This window comes from Arthrobacter sp. TMT4-20 (assembly GCF_054510775.1).
On record NZ_JBTNDW010000015.1, the window covers coordinates 1 to 26447 of the forward strand.

The 26447-nt window shown below is 63.6% G+C and carries 20 protein-coding genes and 1 riboswitch; of the genes, 11 read left to right on the forward strand and 9 right to left on the reverse strand.

Going from position 1 to position 26447, the window contains the following annotated elements; translation table 11 throughout:
* Positions 1–89 precede the first annotated feature (89 nt).
* Positions 90–1292, reverse strand: coding sequence for a signal recognition particle-docking protein FtsY (gene ftsY / locus ACX80Z_RS13530; RefSeq protein WP_019482930.1), 1203 nt, complete (start codon positions 1290–1292; stop codon positions 90–92).
* Positions 1293–1356: 64 nt separating this feature from the next.
* On the opposite strand from ftsY, the gene ACX80Z_RS13535 reads away from it, so the two are divergent.
* A complete protein-coding gene (locus ACX80Z_RS13535) occupies positions 1357–2625 on the forward strand; it encodes an MFS transporter (RefSeq protein WP_459316224.1) in 1269 nt (422 codons plus the stop codon).
* Here ACX80Z_RS13535 and smc read toward each other — a convergent pair.
* Positions 2622–6227 (reverse strand): chromosome segregation protein SMC, encoded by a 3606-nt coding sequence (smc, locus tag ACX80Z_RS13540; RefSeq protein ID WP_459316225.1) that lies wholly within the window; start codon positions 6225–6227, stop codon positions 2622–2624. The two genes, ACX80Z_RS13535 and smc, sit on opposite strands and share 4 nt — an antisense overlap.
* A 234-nt stretch (positions 6228–6461) precedes the next feature.
* Here smc and ACX80Z_RS13545 point away from each other — a divergent pair, with 234 nt between their 5' ends.
* Genes ACX80Z_RS13545 through ACX80Z_RS13555 form a run of 3 tightly spaced genes read left to right on the forward strand, consistent with a single transcriptional unit; the run spans position 6462 to position 11199 of the window.
* A complete protein-coding gene (locus ACX80Z_RS13545; protein WP_019482933.1) occupies positions 6462–7484 on the forward strand; it encodes a 3-oxoacyl-ACP synthase III in 1023 nt (340 codons plus the stop codon).
* Entirely contained in the window at positions 7478–10216 is a 2739-nt protein-coding gene (locus tag ACX80Z_RS13550) for an alpha/beta fold hydrolase (RefSeq protein ID WP_459316226.1), read from the forward strand. Before ACX80Z_RS13545 ends, ACX80Z_RS13550 begins: the two co-directional genes overlap by 7 nt.
* Positions 10213–11199 (forward strand): NAD-dependent epimerase/dehydratase family protein, encoded by a 987-nt coding sequence (locus ACX80Z_RS13555; protein WP_459316227.1) that lies wholly within the window; start codon positions 10213–10215, stop codon positions 11197–11199. Before ACX80Z_RS13550 ends, ACX80Z_RS13555 begins: the two co-directional genes overlap by 4 nt.
* Before the next feature lie 226 nt (positions 11200–11425).
* Here the strand turns inward: ACX80Z_RS13555 and ACX80Z_RS13560 are convergent, their stop codons facing one another.
* Positions 11426–12304: a C40 family peptidase gene (locus ACX80Z_RS13560; protein WP_459316228.1), complete on the reverse strand. Its 879-nt coding sequence runs from the start codon at positions 12302–12304 to the stop codon at positions 11426–11428.
* A gap of 3 nt (positions 12305–12307) precedes the next feature.
* Positions 12308–12484, reverse strand: a riboswitch (cyclic di-AMP (ydaO/yuaA leader).
* 174 nt (positions 12485–12658) lie between these two features.
* Here ACX80Z_RS13560 and ACX80Z_RS13565 point away from each other — a divergent pair.
* Positions 12659–12907 (forward strand): hypothetical protein, encoded by a 249-nt coding sequence (locus ACX80Z_RS13565; RefSeq protein WP_459316229.1) that lies wholly within the window; start codon positions 12659–12661, stop codon positions 12905–12907.
* Between the two features lie 659 nt (positions 12908–13566).
* On the opposite strand, the gene mutM is transcribed toward ACX80Z_RS13565, so the two are convergent.
* The 4 genes from mutM to ACX80Z_RS13585 all read right to left on the reverse strand — a co-directional run bounded on the left by mutM (position 13567) and on the right by ACX80Z_RS13585 (position 16198).
* Positions 13567–14565 (reverse strand): bifunctional DNA-formamidopyrimidine glycosylase/DNA-(apurinic or apyrimidinic site) lyase, encoded by a 999-nt coding sequence (gene mutM, locus ACX80Z_RS13570; RefSeq protein WP_459316230.1) that lies wholly within the window; start codon positions 14563–14565, stop codon positions 13567–13569.
* Between the two features lie 8 nt (positions 14566–14573).
* Positions 14574–15362, reverse strand: a complete 789-nt coding sequence (rnc, locus tag ACX80Z_RS13575; protein ID WP_459316231.1) for a ribonuclease III — start codon at positions 15360–15362, stop codon at positions 14574–14576.
* Positions 15363–15425: 63 nt separating this feature from the next.
* The gene (gene rpmF / locus ACX80Z_RS13580; protein WP_024476178.1) at positions 15426–15629 is read right to left on the reverse strand and encodes a 50S ribosomal protein L32; all 204 of its coding nucleotides are present in this window, start codon (positions 15627–15629) and stop codon (positions 15426–15428) included.
* A gap of 2 nt (positions 15630–15631) precedes the next feature.
* Positions 15632–16198 (reverse strand): YceD family protein, encoded by a 567-nt coding sequence (locus ACX80Z_RS13585; RefSeq protein WP_019482941.1) that lies wholly within the window; start codon positions 16196–16198, stop codon positions 15632–15634.
* A gap of 271 nt (positions 16199–16469) precedes the next feature.
* Here ACX80Z_RS13585 and ACX80Z_RS13590 point away from each other — a divergent pair, with 271 nt between their 5' ends.
* The 6 genes from ACX80Z_RS13590 (at position 16470) to ACX80Z_RS13615 (ending at position 20687) form a co-directional block, all read left to right on the forward strand.
* Complete coding sequence (locus tag ACX80Z_RS13590) at positions 16470–17063, forward strand: YdcF family protein (RefSeq protein ID WP_243400477.1); 594 nt, start codon at positions 16470–16472, stop codon at positions 17061–17063.
* Positions 17064–17172: 109 nt separating this feature from the next.
* Positions 17173–17517: a DUF3140 domain-containing protein gene (locus tag ACX80Z_RS13595; protein WP_116777912.1), complete on the forward strand. Its 345-nt coding sequence runs from the start codon at positions 17173–17175 to the stop codon at positions 17515–17517.
* Positions 17518–17568: 51 nt separating this feature from the next.
* On the forward strand, positions 17569–17973 hold the full coding sequence (locus ACX80Z_RS13600) for a TOBE domain-containing protein (protein ID WP_116777913.1): 405 nt from the start codon (positions 17569–17571) through the stop codon (positions 17971–17973).
* Position 17974: 1 nt separating this feature from the next.
* A complete protein-coding gene (modA, locus tag ACX80Z_RS13605; protein WP_207771297.1) occupies positions 17975–18754 on the forward strand; it encodes a molybdate ABC transporter substrate-binding protein in 780 nt (259 codons plus the stop codon).
* 170 nt (positions 18755–18924) lie between these two features.
* A complete protein-coding gene (locus ACX80Z_RS13610) occupies positions 18925–19653 on the forward strand; it encodes an ABC transporter permease (RefSeq protein WP_459316258.1) in 729 nt (242 codons plus the stop codon).
* Positions 19650–20687, forward strand: a complete 1038-nt coding sequence (locus ACX80Z_RS13615; RefSeq protein WP_459316232.1) for a sulfate/molybdate ABC transporter ATP-binding protein — start codon at positions 19650–19652, stop codon at positions 20685–20687. The genes ACX80Z_RS13610 and ACX80Z_RS13615 overlap by 4 nt, the downstream gene beginning before the upstream one ends.
* Positions 20688–20764: 77 nt before the next feature.
* Here ACX80Z_RS13615 and ACX80Z_RS13620 read toward each other — a convergent pair whose 3' ends face one another.
* Both ACX80Z_RS13620 and ACX80Z_RS13625 read right to left on the reverse strand, forming a co-directional pair.
* Complete coding sequence (locus ACX80Z_RS13620; RefSeq protein WP_459316233.1) at positions 20765–25762, reverse strand: peroxidase family protein; 4998 nt, start codon at positions 25760–25762, stop codon at positions 20765–20767.
* Between the two features lie 408 nt (positions 25763–26170).
* On the reverse strand, positions 26171–26416 hold the full coding sequence (locus tag ACX80Z_RS13625; RefSeq protein WP_459316234.1) for a hypothetical protein: 246 nt from the start codon (positions 26414–26416) through the stop codon (positions 26171–26173).
* Between the last annotated feature and the right edge of the window lie 31 nt (positions 26417–26447).

Sequence of the window (26447 nt, forward strand, 5' to 3'; positions counted from 1 at the left end):
TTTTTCCCCCCTCCCCCCCCCCCCCCCCCCCCCCCCCCCCCCCCCCCCCCCTCTTTTTCCCCCCCCGCTTTTAGGTTTGGCCGGGTGGGCTAGTTGAGGAGTGCGTCAACGAAGGTTTCGGCTTCGAAGAGCGCCAGATCGTCTGGGCCTTCGCCCAGGCCCACCAGCTTCACGGGGACACCGAGGCTGCGCTGGATGGCGACCACGATGCCGCCCTTGGCGGTGCCGTCGAGCTTGGTGAGGACGATTCCCGTCACGTTTACCACCTCGGCGAATACCCGGGCCTGGTTCAGACCGTTCTGGCCGGTGGTGGCGTCGAGGACCAGCAGTACCTCGTCGACGGCGGCCAGCTTCTCAATGACCCGCTTGACCTTGCCGAGTTCGTCCATCAGGCCCACCTTGTTCTGGAGCCGCCCGGCGGTGTCGATCATCACTACGTCCACTTCACCGTCGATTCCGGCCTTGACGGCCTCGTACGCGACCGACGCCGGATCGGCGCCGTCGACGTCGGACCGCACGGTCGGCACGCCGACCCGCTGACCCCAGGTGGCGAGCTGCTCGGCAGCGGCGGCCCGAAAGGTGTCGGCAGCGCCCAGGAGGACATCCTTGTCATCGGCGACCAGGACCCGTGCCAGTTTGCCCACGGTGGTCGTCTTGCCGACACCGTTAACGCCGACGACCAACACGACGGCCGGCCGGTCGGCGTGCCGGTGGGTAGCGAGGGAGCGGTCCATGGTGGGATCCACGAGCTTGATGAGCTCCTGGCGCAGCATGTCCTTGACCTCGGCGGGGCTGCGGCTTCCTGCCACCTTCACCCGGGCCCGGAGCGCGTCGACCAGTTCCATTGTCGGTTCGGTGCCCAGATCGGCGAGCAGCAGGGTTTCCTCGATCTCGTCCCACACGTCTTCGTCAATGTTGTCGCGGGACAGCAGGGCGAGCAGGCCCTTGCCGAGCGCGTTGTTGGAGCGGACCAGGCGGGCGCGGAGGCGGGCCAGGCGGCCCTGTACCTCGTCGGGGGTCTCGACCGGCACCGTTTCTGTGCCGATGGTCGTCTCTTCGAGATCGCGCAGGTCATCGGGTACGACGACGTCGGGCGCTGTGTCTGTCGGTTGCTCCAACGTGTCAGTGGAGGTTCCCGGGGTTCCACCGGTAACGCGGTCGTCGTCGTCACGGGTGGTGGTGTAGGTACCCGGCGGTGTTTTGCGTCCCTTCAGCAGCAGCACGGCAAGTGAGCCGATCACCGCGAGAGAAATGGCTACGTAAATTAGTATCTGGAGCGTCGTCTCGTTCACAGACCTAGCTTCTCATACGCCTCTGGCATGGCCCGAGGGAAACTGGTGAAAGACTACTCTCATCATGTTCAGCCTCAGACGCTCCCCCGCCGCTGGCGATCCCGCCGTCGCACCCGCAGAACGCATCAGAATCCCCGAGGAAATCTGGGTCCTGATTGCTGCGGCCTTCGTCATTGCCATCGGGTTCGGGCTGGTCGCACCCGTGCTGCCCCAGTTCGCCCAGAGCTTCGACCTGCCGCCGTTTGTCGCCCGTCTTGAGCTGGGGGTGACCGCGTCGGCCATCATTGTCAGCGCGTTTGCCTTCACCCGCCTCGTTTTTGCCCCGGCCGGCGGCAAACTCGTCGAACGCCTTGGTGAGCGTCCGGTCTACGTGTCGGGGCTGCTGATTGTGGCGCTGTCGACGGGTGCCTGCGCGTTTGCCGCCGATTACTGGCAGCTGCTGATCTTCCGGGGGCTTGGCGGTATCGGGTCGACCATGTTCACGGTGTCGGCGATGGGCCTGATCGTTCGATTGGCACCGCCGGGGTTGCGGGGCAGGGTTTCGGGTTCGTACGCGTCGGCTTTCCTGCTCGGCAGTATCTTCGGGCCGCTGATCGGCGGACTGTTGGCCGTGTTCGGCCTGCGGGTGCCCTTCCTGGTCTACGCCGGTGCGTTGATCGTCGCGGCGACCGTGGTGTTCATCAAGCTGCGGGATTCAGCGCTTCGGGATAAAGCAGCCAATACGACCCCGCTGCCCGGCCTTTCGGTTCGTGAAGCGCTCGGCGACTCTGCGTACCGGGCGGCCCTCGCCTCCGGGTTCTCCAACGGCTGGTCCTCGTTCGGGGTCAGGATGGCCCTGGTTCCACTCTTTGTCGTTGCGGTCCTGGACGAAGGACCGGAAGCGGCGGGCATCGCGTTGACGTTTTTCGCCCTCGGCACTGCGCTGGCCCTGACTTTCTCCGGCAGGCTGGCCGACCGGTTGGGCCGTAAACCACTGGTTCTGACCGGGTTGGCTGTCAACGGACTGGCCATGGCGGGTCTCGGTTTCACCACCGACCTGGTGATGTTCCTCGCGATCTCCGTTGTTGCCGGCCTCGGGGCTGGCCTGCTCAACCCGGCCCAGCAGGCGGTGATCGCTGATGTGATTGGCAACCAGCGCAGCGGCGGCAAGGTGCTCGCGGCGTTCCAGATGAGCGCCGACACCGGCGCCATCATCGGGCCAATCATCGCCGGCCTGATCGTCGACGCGCTGTCCTTCGGCTGGGCGTTCGCCCTCACCGGCGTGGTGGCGTTCGCGGCGTTCCTCATCTGGCTGGGCGCCCGCGAAACGCTCCCCGAAAAGACGAGCGCCTAGGCGTCCACCAGCCGCTGGCTGATGACCGTTGACACGCCGTCGCCCCTCATCGTCACGCCATACAGGGCGTCAGCAACCTCCATGGTCCGCTTCTGGTGGGTGATGATGATCAGCTGGCTGGATTCGCGGAGCTCCTCGAAGATGGTGAGCAACCGGCTGAGGTTGGTGTCGTCAAGGGCCGCCTCCACCTCGTCCATCACGTAGAACGGCGACGGCCGGGCCTTGAAGATCGCGACAAGCAGTGCGACGGCGGTCAGCGAGCGCTCCCCGCCCGACAGCAGCGAGAGGCGTTTGATGCGCTTACCCGCCGGACGTGCTTCAACCTCGATGCCGGTGGTGAGCATATTGTCCGGGTCGGTGAGGACCAGCCGTCCCTCCCCGCCGGGGAACAGCCGCCCAAACACGCGCTCGAACTGCACGGCCGTGTCCTGATAGGCGGCGGTGAAGACCTGTTCCACCCGTTCGTCGACCTCGCGGATGATGTCGAGGAGGTCCTTGCGGGTTGCCTTGAGGTCTTCCAGCTGGGTGCTGAGGAACTGGTGGCGTTCCTCCAGTGCGGCAAATTCCTCGAGTGCCAGCGGGTTGACCCGGCCCAGGGACGCGAGATCCTTCTCGGCCCGTTTGAGCCGTTTCTCCTGCTCCTGGCGGACGAAGGGTATCCCGGCGGGGATCGGATTGCCTTCCTCATCCACTGGCGCCCTCAGCTCCGCCCATTTGTCGGCTGCAGCAACGGCTACCGGGACCGGCAGGTGGGGACCGTATTCGGCGATCAGGTGATCCGAGGTGAGGCCGAGTTCATCAATTGCACGGTTCTCAAGGGTTTCGATCCGGGCACGCTGCTGGGCGCGGGCCAGTTCGTCGCGATGCACCGAGTCAGTCAGCTCGCCGAGCTCGGTGATCAGGCGATCATTGCTGGTTCGGACGTCGGTCAGCTCGGCATCCCACTGTGCACGGGCCTCTTCAGCGGCGTCGCGGTAGTGCGCGGCCCGCTCCACCGAGACGTCGAGGTACCCGAGTGCGGTGTGCACCGCCTGTCCGACGGCGGCAGCCCTGGCTGCCTGCAGACGCCGGATCCGTGCCCGTTCGGCGGCCTGGACGCGTGCCTGCCGTTCGGCGACGGCTGCCCGCTCCAGGGACAGGGCACGGTTGGCGATCGCGCGGAGCTGTTCTTCCGAACTGCGCAACGACAGGCGTGCTTCCATCTCGGCCTGCCGCGCCTGCGCCGCGCCGAGCGCCAGCAGGTCCCGGTGTTCGGTGGACGGTTCGCTCTCTTCCGGTGCGTCCTGGGCAGCGGCGAGCCGTTCGGTGACTTCCTGCAGCCGCTCCTGTTCGGCGCCGAGGTTGGTGGCGGCAGCGTCGGCCAGCCGGGTCAGCCGGTCGGTTTCGCCGGCCGCGGACCGTACCACTGACCCGAGCTGACCCAGCTTCTCGGCGACTGCTGCGAGTCGGGCATCGGAATCATGCAACTGTTCCAGGGCCTGATCGGCTGTCTTTTGGGCGTCGTTCAGCCGTCCGGTGGTAGCTGCTATCTCAAACCGTGCACGTTCCATCCGGTTGGCGGCAGCCTCGAGCCGGACCGTCGTTTCGTCAACCGCCGCCTGAACCTCCAGCACGCCCGGTTCGGCTGCGGACCCGCCGCTGACCGACGCGACGGTGACCACGTGCCCGTCCCTGGTGATGGCCGTCAGGTGTGGCTGGGCCTGCACCAGCTCGAAGGCGTCGTCAATCCCCTGGACCACAACCCTTCCCTGGAGCAGATGGGTTACCACGGCGCCTACCTGGCTGTCGCAGGTCACCAGGTCACTGGCAGGGGTCGCACCATCGGGTAGCTGATCGAGCTCTGGGGGACGGACTGTGGACGGCGTGCTGCCCACCGCTGCGTCGGCGACCAGCAGGGTCACCTGGCCGGCGTCGTCCTCCAGCACCCGGCGCAGCACACGATCGGCGACTGTCAGGTCCCCGACGGCGACGGCGTCGGCTGCTGAACCGAGCGCGGCAGCGATAGCGCTCTCGTATCCTGGGGCGACCGTCAGGAGGTCGGTGACGGCCGCGAGGACGCCCTCAAGGCCAGCATCGAGCACCGCCTGGCTGCCGTCCCGGCGCTGCAGTCCGGTCATCAGCGCCTCCAGCCGGGCCTGCAGGGACTCCCGTTCGCGGTCGGCTGCCCGTTCCGCGCCGGTCAGGTCCTCAAGTTCCTGCTGGACCGTCTCCAGTGCACGGGTGGCAGCCTCGTACTGTTCGTCAAGGTTCTCTTCGCCCTCCTCGGCCCCGGCCACCTGGACCTCGAGTGCCGCGAACTCCTGATGCGCGGCTACCCGGCGGACGTCGACGTCGCCCACCGACGCACGGAGCCGGCCCAGCTCCGCTTCGGCCGATTCCACCCTCGACCGGGCAGCGGATACCTGGCCGATCAGCTTCGCCAGGCCTTCACGCCGGTCGGCGGCGGCGCGGAGCAGCCCGGTCAGCCGTCTGTCCTCGACAGCCGCCGAATCCTCGGCATCGGCGCGCAATTCGATGGCTGTTTCCAGCGCTTCGGCGCGTTCGGCAACGTGGTCCCGCAACGCGGCTTCCTCGGCCCTGACACGGGCGGCCTGCTGATCCAGTTCGTCGGGGGTCCTACCGCCGGCCCGGGAAACGCCGTCGTCGTCCTCACCGGCTCCCAGCAGCCGGCGACGCTCCTCGGCGAGACTGCCCAACGACCTGAACCGTTCGCGGGTGTTGGCCAGCTGGTACCAGGTGTCGCGGGCGGCGTTCAGCCGCGGTGTCGCGTCGGCGGCGAACCGTTCCAGATCGGCTTGCCGCGCCCGGCCAGTTGCCAGAAGTTTTTCGACGTCGGCGCGGCGTTCCTTGAGCGCTGTCTCGTCAGCGACGTCGCGTTCGAAGGAGTTCATCAGCTGGACCAGATCGTCGGCCATGAGCCGCGCCCTGGCATCCCTGACATCAAACTGGACGGTCTTGGCGCGGCGGGCGACGTCGGCCTGTTTGCCCAGCGGCGTCAGCTGGCGGCGGATTTCACCGGTCAGGTCGGTCAGCCGGGTGAGGTTGGCTTGCATGGCATCAAGTTTGCGCACCGTCTTTTCCCGCCGGCGACGGTGCTTGAGGATCCCCGCAGCCTCCTCGATGAAACCGCGGCGGTCCTCGGGGGTGGCATGTAGCACCTTGTCCAGCTGGCCCTGCCCCACGATCACGTGCATTTCGCGGCCGAGCCCCGAATCGGAGAGTAGCTCCTGGATGTCGAGGAGCCTGCAGGTGTCACCGTTAATGGCGTATTCGGATCCGCCGGTGCGGAACAGGGTGCGGGAAATGGTGACTTCGGCGTACTCGATGGGCAGGGCGCCGTCGGCGTTGTCAATGGTCAGGGAGACCTGCGCACGGCCGAGGGGCGGCCGGCCCGAGGTTCCGGCGAAAATGACGTCTTCCATCTTGCCGCCGCGAAGCGTTTTGGCTCCCTGTTCGCCCATCACCCAGGCCAGGGCGTCCACCACATTGGATTTGCCCGACCCATTGGGTCCGACCACCGCGGTGACGCCTGGCTCGAAGTCGAACGTCGTCGCGGACGCGAAGGACTTGAAGCCGCGCACGGTTAGACTTTTCAGATGCACAGTGTCTTAGGTCTCCAGAAGATGGTGGTTTTCCCTAATCTACTGGGTTAACGGGCCGTTTTGCAGCATTGCGAGGGTTCACGCACCGCGTAATGCTGCCCGAACGCCGCCTGTTGCAGCTTCACCAAGTAGGCTTTATAACGAATCGTTAGATTCGTTTGTGCGTCCGAGCGCCCTAGAGGCCATCCAGCGCAGGTAACCGAGGCGCACTGACTAGTCGACAAGGCAGGAAATTTGACCGGCAATTTCAACTTCCGACACCACAACACCGCGCTACTTGGCGTAGAGAGTGTTGAGGCTCCGGTCATCGTAACCTCCAATGAGTTCGACCGGGTATTGGCTCCGGCGCTGAAGCGCCTTCGACTCTCCAACGGCCTGCTCCAGCGGGTGGCCGGAATCACCGAACGCCGGTGGTGGGCTCCAGGCACCAAGTTCGACGACGCCGCCATCGAGGCAGGAGCCAAAGCGTTGGCTTCCTCGGGGATCGAAGCGTCGCAGATCGGGCTGCTGATCAACACCTCGGTGACCCGGACCAACCTGGAACCGTCGGTGGCAGTGAAAATCCACAACAACCTGGGGTTGCCCTCGTCGGCGATGAACTTCGACGTCGCCAACGCCTGCCTGGGTTTCGTCAACGGCATCACCCTGGCAGCGAACATGATCGAAGCCGGACAGATCCAGTACGCCATGGTGGTCAACGGTGAAGATTCCCAGGCCACCCAGGAAGCCACGCTGCGCAGGCTCAACCAGCCGGACGCCACCAGGGCCAGCTTCCTGCAGGAATTTGCCACCCTCACCCTCGGATCGGGCGCTGCGGCTGCGGTGCTGGGTCCTGCCGATGCGCACCCCGGCGCCCACCGTGTGCTGGGCGGAGTGGCGCGGGCCGGCACCGAACACCACGAATTGTGTATCGGCGGGATGGACGGCATGTACACCGATGCTCAGGGGTTGCTCGACGGCGGCCTCGAACTGGTTGTCGATGCCTGGAAGGAAGCTCAGCAGGAATGGGACTGGACGTCGATGGACCGCTACATCACCCACCAGGTGAGCAGCACCCACACGAACGCCATTGTTGAGGCCATTGATCTGGATCCTTCACGGGTACCGATGACCTTCCAGAAATGGGGCAACGTGGGTCCGGCGTCGCTGCCGATGACCCTGGCCGCTGAAGCCCAGACGCTGACCTCGGGTGACCGGGTGCTGTGCATGGGTGTCGGTTCCGGGTTGAACACCGCGATGCTGGAGATTGCGTGGTAGCACTTCCCGGCGTCGACCCCTCGTGGCCGGCCTACCGAGACGTCCCCTCGACCGCTGCCGTGGATCCGGCAGGCACCACCAACAGCTGGCATTACCTGGATAACGGATCGCAGCTTTTGGAGCCGCCCAGGGGCACGCTGCTCTGTGTGCATGGCAACCCCACCTGGTCGTATCTGTGGAGGTCTGTGCTCGCTGCCGGCGTTGAGCACGGCTGGCGGGTGATCGCCGTCGACCAGTTGAACATGGGTTTGTCGGAGCGGACCGGCCGCTTTCGTCGGCTCGCCGACCGTGTGGATGACCTGAATGATTTTGTTGAGTCGATTGGGCTGACCGGGCCGGTCATCACGGTCGGTCATGACTGGGGTGGCGTGGTGAGCCTCGGGTTCGCCGACCGGCGCAGGGACCTGCTGTCCGGCGTCGTGCTCACCAATACCGCAATTCATCAAGACCCCGATCGCCAGATTCCTGCGCCGCTGCGGCTGGCGCTGCATCCGATGGTGCACCGCTGGGGGACCAGGGACACGTCGGCGTTCCTTGATGTCACCCATTCGCTGGCGCGTCCGTCGCTGCCCAAGGAAGTGCGGAAGGCGTTTCTGCTGCCGTACCGCGGTGGTGCCAGGCGTCAGGGGATCGCTGATTTTGTCGCGGATATTCCTGCGCGCCCGTCGCATCCGAGTTATCCGGCGCTTCGGTCCATCGCGGAGGGCATTCGCACCCTTGAGGTGCCTGCCCTGATGCTGTGGGGTCCCGAAGATCCGATTTTCTCCGATACCTACCTCAACGATCTGGCGGAGCGACTCCCCCAGGCCGATATTCACCGGTTCGAGGGAGCCAGCCACCTGGTCGGCGAGGATCGGGACATTGCGACGCCCCTGTTCAGGTGGCTCAACGGAGCCCGGTCCGCTGGCGCAGCGTCCCCAGAGGCAGCGTCCTCAGGCGCAGTGTCCCCGGAGGCAGCGTCCCCGGACCAGGAACCAGCTCAAGCAGGCACCTTCACCCCGCTGGAACACGAGCTAATTCAGCGCGCCACCGGCCCCCACGCGGACCAGTTGGCTGTTGCCGACATGGGCGCCGACGGCCAGATTGAGCGGTCGCTGTCCTGGCAAGGCCTTGAGCGTGAAGTGCAGACCCTCGCCGCAGCTCTGCGGCAGATCGGCGTGCGACGCGGCAGCCGGATCAGCCTGATGGTTCCGCCCGGAGTCGAACTCACCGTGCTCCTGTATGCCTGCTTGCGGATCGGCGCCGTGATTATCGTCGCCGACGCCGGCCTGGGGAGAAAGGGCCTTAGCAAGGCCGTTCGTGGCACGGTCCCCGATTTCCTGATCGGCATCGACCTGGCGCTCACCGCCGCGAAGCTTTTCAACTGGCCGGGTCGCCGGATCAGTGTTGCGACGTTGCCGGCCGCGAAACGGAAGCTCCTCGGGGTACAGCATTCGCTCGCCGAACTCCGCGCGGCCAGCGGAGATGGGACGTCTACCGAGACCGACGATGCTGGACTGGATCCTGCCGGTCTCGACCCCGATCGTCCCAATCCTGCCGGTCTCGATCCCGACGGTCTTGATCCCGATGCCGACGCGGCCATCCTCTTCACCTCGGGTTCTACCGGCCCGGCCAAGGGGGTCGTCTACACCCATCGGCGGCTCGCAGCGATGCGGGATACCCTGGCCCAGACCTTCAACATTCGACCCGGCGACGGGCTGGTGGCAGGGTTCGCGCCGTTCGCGTTGCTGGGTCCAGCCCTAGGGACGACATCGATCACTCCCGACATGGACGTCACCAAACCGAAAACCCTATCCGCGGCGGCTCTTGCAGACGCCGTCACCGCCATCCATGCGACCACCGTGTTTGCGTCTCCTGCGGCCCTTCGAAACATTCTCGCCACCCAGGGAGAACTCACTGACCAGCACCGGGCGGCATTGGCCGGTGTTTCGCTGCTGCTTTCGGCCGGGGCTCCCGTGCCGTCACGGTTGCTGACCGAGCTGCTGGGTATTCTTCCTGGGGCATCGCTGCACACGCCCTACGGCATGACCGAAGCGTTGCCCGTGACCGACGTCGACCTCGGGTTGATCCTCTCGGCCGAAGCCGATGCAGCAGCCGGGAATGTGGTTGGCGCTGGGAACGGCGTCTGTGTGGGCAGAGCTGTCTCGGGCGCAGAGATCACCGTTAGTCCCCTCAACCAGGAGGGTACCGCCGACGGCGACCCCACCACCGATGCCGGTATCACTGGGGAAATCCTCGTCCACGCTCCTCACGTCAAAGAGCGTTACCACCGGTTGTGGATGACTCAGCGTGAGAGCTCTCGCAGCGGCGGCTGGCACCGCACCGGAGATGTGGGCCATTTCGACGGCGACGGCAGGCTCTGGGTCGAGGGCAGACTCCCCCACATCGTGACTGCGTCGACGGGTGTTGTGACCCCGGTCGGGGTGGAACAGGCGCTGGAATCGGTCGACGTCGTCGGGCTGGCCGCGGTGGTTGGTGTTGGTCCGGCAGGCACCCAGGCGGTCGTTGCAGTGGTTGAGACCAATCCCCCGGTCAAGAAGCCTGGCCTGGCCGGAGCTGAGCTGGCGGCTCAGGCACGGAATGCGGCCCGGTCCGTCGGCGTGGAGTTGTCGGCAGTGTTGGCGGTCCCGTCGTTGCCCACCGACATCAGGCACAACGCGAAGATTGACCGGACAGCGGTTGCGGTGTGGGCTGCCGGGGTGCTCGCCGGCGGCCGGGTCGGCAAGCTGTGAGGGTTCTCGTCACCGGTGCCAGCGGGATGCTGGGCCGGGTTACTGCCGCGCTCCTCCAGGCGCAGGGTCACGCGGTCAGGACGTTTCAGCGGCGCCCATCCGGTCTGGCTGGCGTTGAAGACAGCCTTGGATCGATCACCGACCAGACGGCAATCCACCGCGCTGTGCAGTGCATGGATGCGGTGGTGCACCTCGCGGCGAAGGTTTCCTTCGCGGGTGCTGCGGCTGACTTCGAGGCAATCAATGTGGAGGGCACCCGCGTCCTGCTCGAAGAGTCGCGCGCGGCCGGTGTGCGCGACTTCGTCTTCATTTCCTCGCCGTCGGTGGCGCACGTGGGTGAGGCACTCGTGGGTCAAGGTGCCACTGAGGCCACTCCGGCTCTGGTGCGCGGCAATTACGCGCAGACCAAGGCCAAAGCCGAACTGCTCGCGTTGGACGCCAACAGCGAAAGTTTCAGGGTGGCAGCGGTCCGTCCCCACATTGTGTGGGGTCCCGGTGACACGCAGCTGGTTGAACGGGTGCTGGAGCGTGCGCGTGCCGGGCGCCTGCCGTTCCTTGACGCCGGCACCGCCCTGGTCGACACCACCTACGTGGATAACGCGGCCGCAGCGATCGGCGCAGCCTTGAGCGGCATGGATCGGTTGGCTGGGCAAGCTGTGGTGGTCACCAATGGTGAGCCCCGCCCGATCGGTGAATTGATCGCCGGAATCTGCCGGGCCGGAGGGGTTCAGCCGCCGCGGTGGGCCGTTCCTGGCGGTGTGGCACGGGTCGCGGGATCCCTGGTGGAATTCCTCTGGCAGCGCGGCGGGATCGAGAGTGAACCGCCGATGACCCGTTTCCTTGCGGAGCAACTATCGACTGCACACTGGTTTGATCAGCGCAGGACCCGCGAGTTGCTCGATTGGACGCCTACGGTGTCAGTGGATGAAGGTCTGGCCCGCCTGGCACAGCATTACCAGGGGAACCAGGCTTCCCTCTCCTAGCGATCCATCGGAGCGTGGAGACGTCCCTGACTGTCAGTTCGTCCCCAGGTGAGCTGGCTCGGTGGTGCCACGCAGTTTTCCGTTGCCGTGTCCTGACCCGTCGGTTGCCTCGGTGTCATCGGCTTGCCTTATCGGGGACCAAAGCGTCCGGAAAGCACGAATGCGCCACCGGATTTCTCCGATGACGCATTCGGGTGCTGACAACCGTACCGCTGACGCGGAGGGTTTAGAGGGTGTAGTACCCAACCAGTGGCATGGCGCTGACCGCGTGGACCAGGGTGCCCTGGCTCGGGTTCAGTGCGCTGACCATCTGGCCGCCACCAATGTAGATGCCGACGTGTCCGCCGCCGTTCTGGATGACAAGGTCGCCGGGCTGAGGGTTGCTGGTGGGGGTCAGCGCGCCCATCTGTGCCTGGCTGGTGCGGGGCAGGTCGATGCCGTGCTGAGCGTAGACCCACTGCACGAAGCCCGAGCAGTCCCAGCCGCCTGGCGAGGTGCCGCCGTAGACGTAGGGGGAGCCAACGAGGCCCTGTGCTGTTCCGGCGATCCCTGCGCTGGAAACCTGTCCGCCGGTGGATGCTGCTCCCATTGGCTGGATGGTCTCGGAAGCGGTGGTGATGCCCAGGGTGCTGGTTTCGGCAGGCGCCGGAGCGGCTGCTGGTGCAGCAACTGGGGCGGGAGCGGCAGTTGCTGCTGGTGCTGATACCTGAGTGGCCTGGCCGGCGTTGCCGGACAGTGAGATGACGTCACCTGGGTAGATGATCGAATCCCAGCCGAGACCGTTCGAGGCGAAGATGGCCTCGATGCTGACGCCGTAGGTGCTGGCGATGCTGCCCAGAGTATCTCCGGACTGAACGGTGTGAGTGGTGGAGCTGGCGGCGGTCGTCTGGGCAACTGGTGCGGAGACGGCGGCCGGGGCGCTGACGTTGACTTCGCCTGCAGCGTTGGCTGGAAGTCCGGCGCTGAACATCAGACCTGATGCGGCGACGACTACAGCTGCTGGACGACCGATGGCGCCAGCGTGAGAGCTAACTGCCTTGGAAACGGTCTGCATGGCGCTTGGTGGGGTTGCACGGTGGCGCGCGATATAACGGTTCTTGGACATGATGTTGCCTCTCCCAATGCCTGCGAAGTTAGCTGTCGGATTCGGATGGGAGCCACCCGGGCGCTGTGCGCCTTCACCCCTAGGTCGTCTGGCGACGACCACTACTACTGGTTCCCCCGCTTCTGCCTGATGTGTGCGAACGGACCTTACGACGGCGGCAGAATTAGGCAATCTGTCGAAAGGACGCTGAGTTGAACGGAACCCGACGTGCGATCTACTGTACATTTCCTGGTCCGGGTTTGTCACATTTAGGTTACGGCAGCAGTATGCTGTTGGATGTCCTAGGTCGGGGCGCGGGTCCGACCGTGGAGGGCTGAGGCAATTCAACACGACCTGCAGGAATTCCGCCGGGGCGTGAACGAGCATCGAATAGGTGACACGGAGAATCCGTGCTCGACCGGTGGTGAGCAGGTTCCATCGGCGGCGGTCTTCAGCGAATTCGGCGGGACCACTGTGATGGTTGCATCCGTCGGCTTCGATGCCCAGCGGTCCTTCGACGAACAGATCAAGCCGTCCCACACCCTTGATGTACACCTGTGTTTGGACGCTGAGTCCTGCGCGGCGCAGGTGGTAGCGGGCTGCGGTTTCGATGATGGATTGTGAATGGGGATCGATCATTCGCAGCACTGCCCTTTCTCGGGCATCTCGTTTTCCAGCCAAGGCAGCGAGCAGTTCGCGGGGCGTCACATGTTTCAGTACCACCGCCGATTCCAGGATGCAGAGCGCGTCAAGCTCTGGCAGACATCTGACACTTTGTACGCAGATCTCCAGGATGCTGAGGGGACCTTGCGCCCGATGGACTTTGAACCCTTCCCTCAGCCGCCGGCTGTGGGTGACGCTCACATGGAGCCACGATGGTGGACGCAGCACCCAGAGGTTTGGTTGCGTTGCGGCACTGATGCAGGCCAGTTCAGCTTTGGCACACGTTGCAGTGAGCAGACTCCCAGTGATGCCGGGTAGCGCAAAGACTCCTGGCCCTGGGTTTACCACCTCACCCTTTGCGAGGGCCGCGCGGAGGTGAACGGATCCCAGACCGGCGCGGGTGGGTTCCCTACGGCGTGCCACGCCGCCTGGTTCTTGCAGTGTCTTGACTGTGTCCATGCCCAATGGTTGCCCTCTTTGGGGGTGTCAGTGCGGCGTCACCCGTTCTATGTGGGTAAGTCTCCTTGGTGGAGCGGGAGTGGGACTGGGGCTAGTGGGCAACGTGTCACGGGTGAGCTGCGAGGGAGTGCTGAGCCAAGGATCCCGGCTGCAGAGATGTGCTACCAGCGGCCGTTGCGGGGCTTCGGCTGACACCGCGGGCAACTGAACGACGAACGGTTCATAAACATCTCGCGGCGGATCAGCGAAAGGCTGTCAACGAGCGGGTCGGCGGCGCAGCGGGTACAGGGTTCGCCCTCGCGGCCATAGGCGTTGAGGGAACGTTCAAAGTAACCGGAGCTGCCATTGACATTCACATAGAGCGAGTCAAAGCTGGTGCCGCCAGCGTCGAGCGCCCGCAGCATCACATCACGGCAGGCATCAATCAGCCGTAGGGCGTCGGCCCGGCGCATGACATCCGTGGGGCGGGCATAGTGGACTTTGGCTGCCCACAGCGCTTCGTCGGCGTAGATGTTGCCGATTCCCGATACCAGTCCTTGATCCAGTAGCGCCCGTTTAATTCCGGTCCTGCGTCGCCGGAGCTTTGCGAAGAAGTCATCGAAGGAGAACGCCGGATCCAGCGGATCGCGGGCTATATGGGAGGCCTCAACCGGGATCAGCGGCAGTGGACTCTCCCCCAGCCCACCCGGATAGCCGTCTGTGGTCGACACCATCGACGTCACAAAGAGGCCGCCGAAAATGCGCTGATCAACAAACCGAAGCTCCTGCGGCAGGGGTCCGGCATCAGGATCGTCGACAGCCGACAGGGTGAGCCTGACCCGCAAGTGCTTTTCCTCGGGCAAGCCTGCGTCTTTGACCAGCAGTTGTCCGCTCATGCCCAGGTGAGCCATCAGGGCCACTGGCGCGACACCACTCGTGCCACCACTCGTGGCAGTCCCACCAGCCTCGGCCGGAGGTGCCAACGGCATCCACAGGAACTTTCCCCGCCGCACCACGTCCAACACCCGGGCCCCCACCAAATCGCCGGCGAAGTCTTCGGCGCCCAGCCCGTGACGGCGGATGGAGCGGACGTCGAGGATGTCGACGTCGTCAATGGTTCGTCCTAACACCCAGCGGGCGAGGCCGCGACGCACCACCTCAACCTCGGGAAGTTCAGGCATGGTACGGCTTAGGCTGACTCGGCCGGACCGGGGGCGGCAGTCACGTCAGCAGCATTAGCAGGGCCAGTGCCATTGGTAGGGGTCGACACCGAGTAAGCGGCCGATTTGGGTTCGTGGGCGAGGTGCCGGAGCATCTTCCACGACGCGGCGGCTGCCTCCTGCTCGGCTTCCTTCTTGGAGGGGCCCGACCCGGAGCCATACGGCAGTCCGCCGACGATGAGGAGGGCTTCGAAGGTGCGTGCGTGGTCGGGGCCGGAGCCGGTGACCTTGTAGTCAATGGCGCCGAGCCGGCGTGCTGCGGCGATTTCCTGGATGCTGGTTTTCCAGTCGGTGCCGGCGCCCATCGCTGCAGCGCTGCCAAGCAGCGGCGCGACAAGCCGCATCACCATGGCCCGAGCCACTTCAATACCGTTGTCCAGGTAGGTAGCGCCAATAATGGCTTCCATCGTGTCAGCGAGGATCGAGGCCTTGTTCTTGCCGTTGGTCAGCTTCTCCCCCTGGCCCAGGAGCACATACTCGCCGAGGTCCAGTTCGCGGGCAATCCCGGCCAGGGCGCGGGTGCTGACGACGGCGGAGCGTCGCTTGGCGAGATCGCCCTCTGACAGGTCGGGGTTATCCCGGTACAGCGCATCGGTGACCGCAAGTCCCAGCACCGAGTCGCCCAGGAACTCCAGGCGCTCGTTGGTGGGAATGCCCCCGTGCTCGTAGGCGAACGAGCGGTGTGTCAGGGCAAGACGAAGCGTCCCGGCGTCTATAGAGACACCGAGACGCTTCAAAAGGTCTTCAGTATTAGCCACGTCTACTTACGCATTCGCATAAGAACGCTGCGGGTCCCCCGTTGCCGGGGTACGCAGCGGTCGTTAGACGTCGGCTACTTTGCGTCCCTTGTACTCAAGGAACAGTGCAGTGCCGGCGGAGTCGGTTACTACCTTGGCCTGGTGAGCCAGGCTGTAGGTAACGCGGCCGTTCTCCACGGTCTTCACCAGTTTGGGCGCAGTTGCCTTCCACTGGGACCGACGTGCACGGGTATTCGAGCGGGACATTTTCCGCTTAGGAACAGCCACGACTAACTCTCTTCTCTCTCGACAGACTCTGTACTTGCTGCCGCGTCGCTTGACGCTGCAGTGCCAGTCAACCCGGAAAGGGCGGACCAGCGGGGATCCAAAATTTCGTGCTGATGATCGGGGTCATCTGCAAGGCGTGCTCCACATTCAGAACACAGACCCTCGCAGTCCTCCCGGCACACCGGCTGGAACGGCAGCGACGTTACCACTGCGTCCCGAAGCACCGGCTCAAGATCAATTGAATCCCGATCTACCCGGTGCTCTTCAACAGGTTCTTCTCCCTCGGACAACTCGACGTCGTCGTAGTAGAAAAGCTCCTGCACATCGATGCTGCTGCTGTACCTGATGGGATCCAGGCACCGGCCGCATTCGCCCACGATCTCGACGTCTGCGGTACCTGATACCAAAATGCCTTCATGTACTGCCTCAAGTCTCAGATCCAGTTCCACGGGGGAACCTTCCTGAACACCGATGAGAACCACACCGAAATCCTTTGGTGCGGGTACATGTTCTTCGATTGTTCGCATGCTGCCCGGGCTGCGCCCGAGGTCCTTGACGTTGAAAATCAAAGGCGAACTGAGATCGCTTTTAATGGGAACTCCTGTAGAACATATGACCGACGTATCATCTTAGCCTGATAAGCCCGCCCGGCTCAAACCAGAACCTGCGGACCCGGTATGCGGCTATTGCCGACGACGACGGCGAGTGCCGCTCATGCCCCACCTCACCACGGATTGGGGGCAGAGCCAAACGCGCCACGCGGGTAGGTCCCAGGCCATCCGGCGCTCCGGTGGGGTCTGGTCCCCCATCTCCCCCACCCCAGCACGTAGGCTGTGTCCAGTGAAGATTCCCCCAGCCACCAGTGCCGTGTGGCTGTGGCTGCGGCGATCGATGGCTGTCCTGGTGACCCTCGCCGGCGTCTGGCTGCTCGCCTGCTACTCACTCTTCATCAACCCTCCGGTCTTCGACGCTGCCCACGTGGCAAACGTTGAGGCAGACGCTGTGGTGGTGTTGGGTGGCGCCAGTTCGGAGCGGCTCCCCGTGGGGCAGGAGCTTGTCGCAGCCGGTCACTCATCCATCCTGGTGATGTCCACTACTAGCACCCCGGGAAACGTCGACGCCGACAAGTTGTGCCGGCGCCCAGCCCACGAGTCGCGGGTGTGCTTTGAGCCCGACCCCCAGACCACCCGGGGGGAGGCTCGCGCCCTGGCCCGGCTAGCCGCCGATCGGGGCTGGGACACGCTGATCGTGGTGACGTCGGACTATCACTCCCTTCGGGCCTTCACCAACCTCAGCCAGTGCTCCACTGCGGACCTGGTCATGGTGCCCTCCGAGCCGGACCATGGCTTCCTCGAATGGCTGCCCCGCTTCGTCGAGGAGAGCGCCGCCCTCACCGCGAGCTATGTGCGGCCGGTGTGCGCCAACCGCATCTGACAGCCTCCCGTGCCATGGTGCGTTCACCGCATTGGTCAGTATGCTTAGCGCTATCAGGGCCCGCCGATGGAGTGCGGCCTCACCTACTGCCTGAGGGGTAGCGCCACCGATGAGCGATTCCGAAAAGTCACTGGATTCAATCTGGTCCGACTGGAAACAGGCTGTCACCATGAATGCTTCCACCCTGGAGCGGTGGCTCGAAACCGATGAGTCCAAAGCGGTCGGTCAGAAGGGTGACGGCGGGGAATCCGTGGGTCATGCATCCGGTCGGCGGATTGTGAAGATGCTGCGGACCAATAAAGCGGATCTGAGCGAATCTGATGTCGAACACATGCACAAAGTCGTGGGCTACATCCACCGGCATCTGGCGCAGAAGCCCTCAGCTGACCTGGAAAACTCCCGGTGGCGGTACTCGCTGATGAACTGGGGGCGTGACCCACTCGAGCAGGACTAGGCCCCTCGAAGACTCCGACATTGCCGCATCTGCTGCGATAGAGTGTGTTTTATGTCGCAGATACGCATTAAAGATGCCGCTCACTATGTTGGGGTCAGCAGCGATACAGTGCGCCGCTGGGTGGAGGATGGCACCCTGACCGGTGAAAAGTCGGAGACTGGCGTTACCACAGTCGATGGGTTGGAACTTGCGCACCTGGCCCGTGAGCGGGCGGTCCTCCCAGACGATCCTTCGGGGATGGACAGTTCCGCCCGCAACCGATTTGTGGGACTGGTAACCCGGGTGGTGACGGACAAGGTGATGGCTCAGGTGGAGCTGCAGTGCGGACCGCATCGGGTGGTGTCGCTGATGAGCGCCGAAGCCGTGCGTGATCTGGCGTTGGAGCCCGGCTCGGTGGCTGTTGCCGTAGTGAAGTCGACAACCGTGATTGTCGAAACCCCCGGCCGGAAAGCCTGACGTGCAGACCAAACCTGAGTTGCGAACCGGAGGACGACGTCGTCTCCTGGCTGCGTCGTCGGTGGCAGTTCTTGCGCTGACGGCCTGCGGCGCCCCCGGCGATTCAGCGGAAAAAACGTTGACCGTCTTTGCTGCGGCATCCCTGCAATCGTCGTTCACCACCCTCGCCGAAGACTTTGAAGCGGCGAATCCGGGGATGGAGGTGATCCTGAGTTTCGCCGGTTCCTCGGATTTGGCCACTCAGCTCTCCGCCGGCGCCCCAGCCGACGTGTTTGCCGCAGCGGACACCGCCACCATGGACCGTCTGGTCCAGCAGGGCCTGATCGACGAAGCTCCGGTGGATTTCGCGTCCAATACCCTCATGATCGCTGTTCCACCGGGCAATCCGGCAGACGTGGCGGATTTCGGCGATCTGGCGGATCCGACCACGAAGGTTGTCCTCTGCGCCCCGCAGGTGCCCTGTGGGGCAGCGGCTGCCCAGGCGCAGCAAGCGGCAGGCATCACGGTGAATGCGGTCAGCGAGGAATCCTCGGTCACCGATGTGCTGGGCAAGGTGCGCTCCGGCCAGGCCGACGCCGGGCTGGTCTACGTCACCGATGTGCTGGCAGCCGGAGACGCGGTGGAGGGCATCGACTTCGACGAATCCGACCAGGCGGTCACCACCTATCCGCTGGCGGCCATGACGGCTGGCAACGTCGACGCCGCCCGCGGCTTCCTCGACCTGGTGACCGGGCCCGCCGGCCGGCAGTTGCTCGCTGACGCCGGTTTCGGTGCACCATGAGCAGCCCGAGAGCCAGCACCCCGGACCCCACCCCAAATCCCACCCCGGCCCCCACCCGGGCGCCCACCCGGGGCCGATCCTCCCGGCGCCCGCCTTCCCCGCGTCGGTCGATCCAGCACGGCATTCCGCGGTGGGTGTTTCTGGTTGCCGGTGTCGGTGCACTGTTTGTCATGTTGCCGCTGGCGGCGATGATTTCGCAGGTGAACTGGGCCGAGTTTTTCTCCCTCATCACGTCTGAATCCTCGGTGGCAGCGCTGGGCCTGAGCCTGCGCACCTCAGCAATCAGCACCGTGTTGTGCGTAATCTTTGGGGTGCCGATGGCCCTGGTGTTGGCCCGCACCGACTTTCCCGGCCAAAAGCTGCTGCGTGCCCTGGTGCTGTTGCCGCTGGTGCTGCCTCCGGTGGTTGGCGGCATCGCCTTGCTCTACACCTTTGGCCGCCAGGGTCTGCTGGGGAACAATCTCCAGGTCCTGGGGATCGACATTGCGTTCTCAACCACCGCCGTCGTGATTGCCCAGACGTTTGTGGCGTTGCCGTTCCTGGTGCTCAGCCTCGAGGGTGCGATCAGGTCGGCGGGCAACCGGTACGAAGCGGTGGCAGCAACCCTTGGGGCACGCCCGGGAACGGTGTTGCGGCGAATCACTCTGCCACTGGTGCTGCCAGGGCTGATCTCGGGGATGGTGCTGTCCTTCGCCCGTGCGCTGGGCGAGTTCGGCGCCACACTGACCTTTGCCGGCAGTCTGGAGGGCGTGACCCGCACCCTGCCGCTCGAGATCTACCTGCAGCGGGAAACTGACCCTGATGCCGCCGTCGCGCTGTCACTGGTACTGGTGGTGGTCGCGGTGCTGGTGGTGGGGCTGGCGCATCGGTCGCGCGCGCCCGGTGGAGGTGCGCTATGAGTCTGCTGGCCGATGTGCAGGTGGCGTCGCGCGGGCTGGATGTGCAGCTCACGGTGGGGCAAGGCGAAACGGTGGCCATCCTGGGCCCCAACGGTGCCGGTAAATCGACGCTGCTTGCCGTGCTTGCTGGATTGCTGCGTCCCGACGGCGGCAGCGCCACCCTGGGTGACACTGTCCTGTTCGGCGGCCATACCTGGCTGCCGCCGTACGACAGAGGCGTCTCGCTGCTGGCGCAGGAGCCGCTGCTGTTTCCGCATCTCAGCGTGCTGGACAATGTGGCCTTCGGGCCGCGTAGCCGGGGCGAGGGCAGGGTTGCCGCCAGAGCCGAAGCGCTCCGGTGGCTTCGGGAGGTGGAGGCGGAGGAGTTTGCTGACCGTCGGCCGTCGGAGCTGTCCGGCGGACAGGCGCAACGGGTGGCGGTTGCCAGGGCGCTGGCCACCCATCCTCAGCTTTTGCTCCTTGACGAACCGATGGCTGCGCTGGACATTGCTGTGACACCGGCAATGAGGCGGACGTTGCGACGGGTCCTGACCGGTCGCAACGCTATCATCGTCACCCACAATGTGCTTGATGCGCTGATGCTTGCCGATCGCACGATCATTGTGCAGGCCGGCGAGGTGGTCGAGATGGGTCCAACGCGTGAGGTCCTTGAACGTCCTCGAAGTGCTTTTGGCGCCGGGCTGGCTGGGCTGAATCTGGTGACCGGAACCAGTGTCAAGGGTGGTTTGGCTACCGTGGACGGGTTGCGACTATCTGCCCTTGCCGAGCAACCGTTGGCGGAAGGCCAGGAGGCGGCAGCGGTGTTCAGCCCTCGTGCGGTGTCGGTGTTTGTCAGTGCGCCGTCAGGCAGTCCACGCAACGTGTTGCCGGTGACGGTCAGTGACCTGGATCAACGCGGCGAGCTGGTGAGTGTCCGGGCCGGTCATCTCAGCGCCGACATTACGGCCGCGGCTGCGGCGGATCTCGACCTGGTGCCGGGCATGCGGGTGTTCTTTGTGGTCAAGTCCACCGAAGTGACCCTTTATCAACGTTGAGTTTTCTCTTGAATCAGGAAGGGACCCGCAGCCTAAGCTACGGGTCCCTTCTAGTCAGTTGCGTTTAGTTCAGTTAGTTATGGTTCTGGCGCCACCTCTGCTGCTGTGGCTTCAGACGCCACCTGGACCGGAGTGCCATCAGCGTCGGTGAAGGTTGCCACTACTTGTAGCTGGAACCCTTCCTCGGCCTCGGTGATGACAAACTCCCCGGTGGTGTTGCTCTGGGTCGTCGCCGTAGCGGCGTTACCGCCAGCATTGTCAACCGCCTGCAATTCGAAGGTGATGCCTTCTGCTGCAGGATCGATGTCTGCCGTCACCGTGACGGTATCGCCAACGGCTGCGGCGTCGTTGTCCAGTGCGACAGTATCCGTGGATAGAGCAACCGGAGCTGCGATCCCATTGGAGACATCCACTGTTTCGTCACTGAACTGAAGGACCTCGATGTTCTTGAGAACATCCGAGCGAATCGCGGGATCCAGGGTATTGGTGACGCGAATGGCTCCGTCAGGCAGTTCCTCGATCGTGAATTCGTCCCTTGGTTCCGCGTAGACAACGGTGTCCAATTGGTCCGGAGACTCGGCGTCAGCATCCATGATTCTCCGCTCGATGAAGAGGTCGCCCGGGTTGATAGCCCCGGAGAAAATCCTCACCTGGAAGGCAGTAATCGATTTTTGCCGTTCGGCGATGGGTTCAGCTACGCCGCCTGGCCGCCAGACTACGTTGACGTCCACCCAAGCACCGCCATCGACGAAGTTCCGTCCTAGACGGGGCTCAATCAGGTCGTTACCCGGGCCGCCGAGGATGATGTTGTTGTTGAAATCATCCTCGGTGTTTGGCTCGCCAACCAGGAACGGCACCGCGTATTCAGGACGTTCCCCGCCACCGAGCAAGTCGCGAAGACCCTCGACTCGGTTAAGGTGCTCCTGCGTTAGCCGGTGCCCATAGCCGAGCGTTCCGATCGATGGTGCTGTGATGTCGTCCTCGGTTGCAGCACCACGGAGAACATCATTGCTGTTCCAACCGGAGAGCCCTTCAACGTTGAGGAACCTGTCGCGGATGGCGGTCAGGGTGTCCGGCATGATCTGCAGGATCGACAGGTCCGCGTTGACCGGGTAAGGGTTGTCCTTGTAGGTCACCCAGTCAAAGCCGAGCATGCCGCCGAACCGTTCGGTGCCGGCGCCGGCAACCATGATGTCGTCGCCGCCCTCCGAATCGTGATCGTTGTTTCCTGTTCCCCCGATGAGCACGTCGTGTCCGCCGTGCCACAAGTTGGGATCATTCATCATGGTGTTGCTGTTGTCACCTGACATCAGGTCGTGGCCGGGTCCGCCTTCAATCCAATCACTGCCCTCATTACCGGTGATGACATCGGGTCCGGTTGAACCGCGGATGAAGTCATCATCGATTCCGCCGAAGATCGTCGAGTTGTCTTGGCCGCCGTAGATGACGTCCTTTCCTGAACCTCCGAACAGCAGGTCAATCCCGGGCCCGCCGTTGATGGCATCGTTACCCGCCTCGCCCTGAATCCTGTCGTCGCCGTTCAGATCCGTAAGGATATCGTCGCCGTCGCCGCCCATAATAGTGTCGTTGCCGTCGTCTCCCTCAATCCGGTCATTGCCGGCACCGCCCCAGATGGAGTCGTCGCCGATGCCTGCCCGGATGTTGTCGTCGCCGACGGTGCCGTGGATGGAAACATGATCCCCTGCGGTGAACCGTGCCTGGCCGTTGATGAAGGTCATCCCAGCGTTGGCAGCAGCACTTGGGTTAGACAGATCGAAGGTGATCTGCGGTGCTGCGAACAGATCGTGCTGCAGATTATAAGTTTCGGTGTTCCTATCGACAATCTGCGACAGTGAATTCGCTTCCAATGCATGGAACAGGGAGTTCCCGAGGTTGCGGTTGAGGTAGTAGAAACGGTCACCGTTCTGCAGGTTCTCCAGCTGGTTTTCGAAGACGAAGCTGAAGGTCGAACCCATCATTCCGCCGAAGACGAACGGCTTCTCAGCGAGACCACCCATCCAGAAGTCAATGTTGTTTACTCCTGTATCGGCAGCCGGCGCATTCATGAACGTTGTGTCGGCAATGAGCGTTGTAGCGGCAGCACGCTGGTCCGCCATGCTCGTTGCAGACTGAAGGGTCGGGTGGTTTCCGTAGGCTGCTACGAAGTTGAGAATGGATTCAGGGTTCTTCATTCCGAGCCGGAAATCCTCCCAACTGGTGTAGGGAGCCAGTTGCGGCATCAGTGTCTCGTTATAGAACGTCTGCCGTGCGCTTTGCAAGCCTGGAACACCGGTTTCCCTGGCACGCAATATGTTGATCGATGCGAGATCCAAGGGGAGTCCGAGTAGCTGATTGCGTAGCGTATCGGCAACGAATTCGTCGATACCGGCGGCGGTTTGGTTGGCCATGCCCTTGATCACGGACCCGGCCGCAGCCTTTGACGTCAACTCTTCACCGTTTGGCCCGAGCTTGTATCCCACCGGATCAAGGAATGCGTCCAGCAACGGTTGCTTCTCCACCACACCACCAAAATCGCGGTCAACGGTGTCGGTGAGCATTGAATGGCCAAACCGGTATACAACGTTGGCGAATTCCGAGGAGATTGCTGGATTTACGTCCGGCATGTAGGAGTTCTCGTTGAGGACTGTCGGATCAATTGACGGTTGGATCCGGCGGGCGAACTCCTCGAATACGAGGTGTTGGTACTGCATTTCGGTGAAGAACCGGGCTGCCTGGAACAGCCGCTCACCATAATCCCAGAAACCCTCCTCTTGATACGCGGCCAGTAGTGCCGCCTGTTCCGGTTCCTGCAGGAACGCGTCGACCTGCTCCATAACCCGGTTGTGCTCTGAGTGGAACACCTGGTGAATTGCCGTTAGCGCAATGTTTTCGTTGCCACGCCCGTCACCGGTGACGAAGTGCGCATCAAGCGCAGCGTTGTCATAGCCGGCCAGCTCATCGGGTACAGCGCCATGGGCGATATCGTCCAGGAAAGCGTTGTTTGCACCCAACGCACCTACGGTTGAGATCGGCGCCGCAGGGTTTCCTTCAATGAAACCATCCTCGAAGGCGACCTGCGGGTATCCATTAGCGCCAGGAACAAAACGCCCGTATGGATCCATCTTCAGGAGCGGAACGTTGAGGACGTCCAGGTCCCTGAGATTGATGCCAAGCAGTTCGCGAGCCTGAGCCTTAGTATCCGCCCAAGTGGCCAAGCTGTCCTCATCCGCTCCGTTGAGCAGGCGTCCCGTAGGCACTGGCCCAGTCGCTGTGGATTCGTACTCACGCAGGAAAGCTTGATGTGAAGGGTGAGAAGCATAGGTCTGGTTCTGGTCCACAAACGGAGTGGTGCGGTTGGTGTGATTCCGTTCGGTCCCGGCTTCGCCCGTATCGATGGTTGCGCGGTCCAGCATGAAGAAATTGGTGCGTGAACCCTCTACGTACAGCGGATCGTCTGGCCGCAGGGGAACTACTACGGTTCCATTGCCACCCTTCGAGATCAGGTCGAGTCCGTGGTCAAAGAACTGACCGAAAATGGTGAACAGTGACGTTGCAGAAGCCGACAGCCCTTCATCGGTTGCAACATCCGGGATGAAGATCTGCGTTCCTGGCAGCAACTCTGCTACCGTCGTTTCCGTCTCAGCCGGAACGGCTACTGGGCCACCAAGGATTGTTACGGTCTGCGGGGCCAGACGTTCCAGTTCTGCGGAGACGGATGCTGGCATGGCGCCGACGTCAGGGACGAGCAACAGCGGTCCACCACGCAGGCCCGCGAGGTAGGAGCCCGCAAGAGCGTCGGGGAAATCCGTGCCGCGGGCTATGAACGCATGGGTGACACCTGGCGCGTAGTTGGACTGTGACAGAGCCACAGCGGTCTCGTAGCGATCGGCACCATCAACGCGGGTGACCGCGCCAGCGGTATAGTCAGCCAGTTGAGTTACTACAGCCTCGCTGACGCGTTCAGTGGTGCCTACAACGACAATCTCTTGGGGGGCCAACCGCTGCAGTTCCGTGATGGTGGATGCGGGAAGAGAATTGCTGGTCGTCAACAAGACCGGGTGTCCATCGCGCGCCGCCGGCGCGGCGGCGATCAAGGCATCGGGAAAGTCTTGCCCGGTTGCGATGTAGACCTTGCCAATATCAGCGGCGAAGGTACCCGCGCTGATGGCCGCCGCGGTTTCGTAGCGGTCATCTCCCGCTAGCCTGGTAACAGTGCCTGTGGTGTAATCCTGCAGGGCGGCTTCCACACCGGCGCTTACCGCTTCCGGACCACCGAGTATGACGATGCGCTGGGGAACTAGGCGTTGGAGTTCCGCCACTGTTTCAGCCGGGATTGCACTGGTGCTAGTCAACAGGATAGGACCGTTGCCGGACGCAGCCGCTGGCCCGCCGGTCAACGCATCAGGAAAGAGGTCGCCGCGGGCGATGTAGACCACTGGAACATCGGGGCCAAAGGTGTCGGCGCTGACAGCCGCGGCTGTGCCAAAACGATTGGCACCTTCAAGGCGATTAGCTACTGTGACAGGGACAATTTCGGATCCTTCAACCCTCTCTGACACGGCAACTGCGGCTGGGTTATTGGTGGTTTGGTCAACGATGAGGTTGCTGACGTTCCGGGGAGAAGAGTCATAGACAAAACCTTCAGTCTGCTCGTAACTGGTTGCTGCTCCGGGGGCTTCACCCGGAGGTGGCCCACCCGGCGAGCCCGGAGGTGCCGGTTCAGCCTCGCGGAACTCGGCGGCGAGGAGGCGGGGGAAGATTTGCCCTCCGGCTCCCCACCCGTCCTGATCCGGTAGAAGGTTGTTCCACCGACCGTCAACGGTTCTTAGACCAAACGGCGACGAAATGTTGCCCACACAAGGATCGCCGTCGGCGTCGTAGTGTGTCTGCTCCGCAGTATTGAAGGTATTTCCGTCATTACATAGCGGCGACGAATCGGGAAGGTTATCGACCACGACGTCTTCGGCGTGGGCTTCTGAGATTGCGATCTGCTTGAGAATAAATTCAAGGTCACCAGTGGTGACATTGAAATCCTGTCCGGGAGGAGGCGCTGCTCCGGCTAACTGTCCAGGCAAAACGATCCCGGAGAGAACAACGGCACTGCCTGCTGCGAGTGCTGTCAACTTTGTGCTGGTTTTGCGGCCCGGAGAACGGTGCCGCGGTTTGATGCCCATATCTACTCCCCTGTGATGGACCCAGCTCTTTGTCGCCGAGGCCCCCCAACAACGGCACGAGTGTGTTTACCGTTAGGTGGAAGTTGTCATCAAGACCCTGCAAATAACTTGGGAATGCAATAGGAGAATAGAAAAAATGGCGGGCCGCGCGTTCGCGGCCCACCCGTTCATCAATTTATTCGGCGCCAACCGGGACCATTGCCGGTGCCGAGCCGTGCTCGACGGTGGCCGTCTACAGATCAGCGTCAGTCGCCGCTACCGCAACGAAAGTAAAAACCAGTGGACCGCGCCTTCTCCTGGCAACCTTCGCTATTGGGTTGAGTCCTGCGGCTTAGCTGCGTCGTCCGGCGTGCCGTCGTCGTCGCGCTCGTCGAGTTCCTCGTCGAGCTCTTCCTTGCGGAATTCGGTCTCGGGGTGCGGCTGACCCTGGTCGACATACTCCTCGTCGATCTGACGGTGGACTTTGCTGTTCAGCACTTCCACTTCACCGTCGGCCAGGTCATCAAGGTCCTCCGGGAACGGATCTTCGGGTGCGAGGCGGGTCTTGTCGTTCATCAGGCCAGACTACTTCATCGGCCCAGATTCG

Excerpts from the sequence above, each read along its gene's own strand:
- ACX80Z_RS13610 (WP_459316258.1), top strand. The coding sequence starts at position 18,925 with ATGTTGCCGCTGGCGGCGATGATTTCGCAGGTGAACTGGGCCGAGTTT.
- ACX80Z_RS13625 (WP_459316234.1), bottom strand. The coding sequence starts at position 26,416 with ATGAACGACAAGACCCGCCTCGCACCCGAAGATCCGTTCCCGGAGGAC.
- ACX80Z_RS13560 (WP_459316228.1), bottom strand. The coding sequence starts at position 12,304 with ATGTCCAAGAACCGTTATATCGCGCGCCACCGTGCAACCCCACCAAGC.
- mutM (WP_459316230.1), bottom strand. The coding sequence starts at position 14,565 with ATGCCTGAACTTCCCGAGGTTGAGGTGGTGCGTCGCGGCCTCGCCCGC.
- ACX80Z_RS13600 (WP_116777913.1), top strand. The coding sequence starts at position 17,569 with ATGTCGCAGATACGCATTAAAGATGCCGCTCACTATGTTGGGGTCAGC.
- ACX80Z_RS13615 (WP_459316232.1), top strand. The coding sequence starts at position 19,650 with ATGAGTCTGCTGGCCGATGTGCAGGTGGCGTCGCGCGGGCTGGATGTG.
- ACX80Z_RS13535 (WP_459316224.1), top strand. The coding sequence starts at position 1,357 with ATGTTCAGCCTCAGACGCTCCCCCGCCGCTGGCGATCCCGCCGTCGCA.
- ACX80Z_RS13595 (WP_116777912.1), top strand. The coding sequence starts at position 17,173 with ATGAGCGATTCCGAAAAGTCACTGGATTCAATCTGGTCCGACTGGAAA.